This window comes from Massilimicrobiota sp. An134, assembly GCF_002160815.1.
GTDB lineage: Bacteria > Bacillota_I > Bacilli_A > Erysipelotrichales > Coprobacillaceae > Allocoprobacillus > Allocoprobacillus merdigallinarum.
On the sequence record NZ_NFLH01000077.1, the window covers coordinates 1 to 1,055 of the forward strand.

General features: G+C 30.0%; 1 protein-coding gene. It reads right to left on the bottom strand.

Features of this window, described 5'->3' with window-relative positions; all coding sequences use genetic code 11:
• Positions 1-341: 341 nt before the first annotated feature.
• The coding region (locus tag B5E79_RS13525) for a hypothetical protein (protein ID WP_087298359.1) at positions 342-1,055 on the bottom strand (714 nt) is incomplete at its 5' end.

Sequence of the window (1,055 nt, forward strand, 5' to 3'; positions counted from 1 at the left end):
AGCACCTTCTTTCTTAACTACATTATACAACAAAAGTAAAGGAAATAAGATAATAAATAGATAATTATACTTAACTACAAGTAAAAAAGACACTCTTTTATTTCCAAAAAAATAAAAAAGAGCCAACTTACTAAGTTGACTCCATTGGGCTCGATTTTATCGAGCTTTTTTGCATCTTATGAAATAATAAAGAATATTGGGTTATTTTTTTAATGATTTTTGCACTTTTTTTATCTTGGCTTGTTTATCAAAACAAATTGTTTTTTCTGTAATGATAACAAATATTATTTTAAAATCCTTATTTGCACAGTGAGCCTACTAAAAACTTCAAAATCCTTATTTTATCGGGATTTTGAAGCATAGAAATCTCTGTATCTTAATGATTGGGTAAGGTGTATGGCGCTATTTAGTACCATTTCGACCTTTTCTAGCTTATCAGCTGGGGGATTAGATATAAAGCAATATAGATTAATGTAATGCTGTATACCATCTCTAGAAAATCCTGGATGAGATCTTAGAAATCGTTTTAGTAAGTAACACTGCCTGTTTATGGGATTCAATGGATTATCTTTATCTTTGCATTTTTTTAGCTTATTTGCATCATATGATTCATCGCTTAGTTTCAATTCTTTTATCAGAATCTTATGACTTTTTTCTTTGTCATGTATAAGATGCGATCCAGGCTTAATATGATTTATGAATGTGTCCTTTGTTTTCTTTTGGCATGTTTTTCCAAATCCCTCAACATGAGCATAAACATGATTGCCATCATATGCGATGCCGATGCATATTTGGTCTTTTGATAATCCTCTTAGTTTTTTGCCATCTTTAACAGTTTTATCAGATTCGACAACAGGATAGAATGTTTCATCGATATAGACATTACCTTCAAGTACGATATCATCTTGCATGTCTTCAATAATATAAAAGAGTTTATATAGCCAATATTTTGATGTTGTAAAGCTGTTTTTGTTGTTCTTGGAAGTTAAATTGATACTCTCATATCTGAAAATACCCAAACAGAATTCAATCCATTCGGATATTGCAATCTTGTG